Annotated in this window: 1 protein-coding gene; it reads right to left on the reverse strand. The window is 40.1% G+C overall.

Translation table 11 applies throughout. The features are described from left to right. Positions 1 to 563 (reverse strand): ATP-binding cassette domain-containing protein (locus NE638_RS17850; RefSeq protein ID WP_173746879.1); only part of this gene is annotated, 563 nt, incomplete at both ends.

The following is a 563-nucleotide window of genomic DNA, read 5'->3' on the forward strand; positions in this document are numbered from 1 at the left end:
GCTTTCTTCGCCGCTTCCACCACTTCCTCATGACTTGCATCCTGACGTCCGAATTTAATATTATTCTCAATGGTGTCTGCGAACAAATACACCGACTGAAATACAAATGAAAAATTACGCATCAGACTGTTCATGCTGTAGTCTTTTACATTCACACCTCCAAGTGTCACTTCCCCGGAATCCACATCCCAGAACCTGGCAATCAGATTGCAAAGTGTTGATTTTCCTCCACCAGATGGTCCAACGATTGCTGTCGTCGTTTTCTGCGGAATAGAGAGCGATATATCATCAATGATCTTCCGTTTGTCATAAGAAAACGAAACATTAGAAAGTCTAATATCGTAATTTTCCGGCTGTATTTCTTTACCGTCGATATCCATGGTATCCAGCTCCAATATTGCATTTGCTTTATCTACACATACGCTTACCACATGTAAAAGAGATGAATAATTTCCTGCACATTCCAGACTGGCATAAAGCATAAATGCTGAGATTGTCATACCAATTGCATAGACCGCACTCATAGTTCCATTAATATAAAAATATGCACTGCATGCTACGAT

This window comes from Blautia sp. MSK.18.38, from assembly GCF_024460535.1.
Lineage (GTDB): Bacteria > Bacillota > Clostridia > Lachnospirales > Lachnospiraceae > Blautia_A > Blautia_A fusiformis.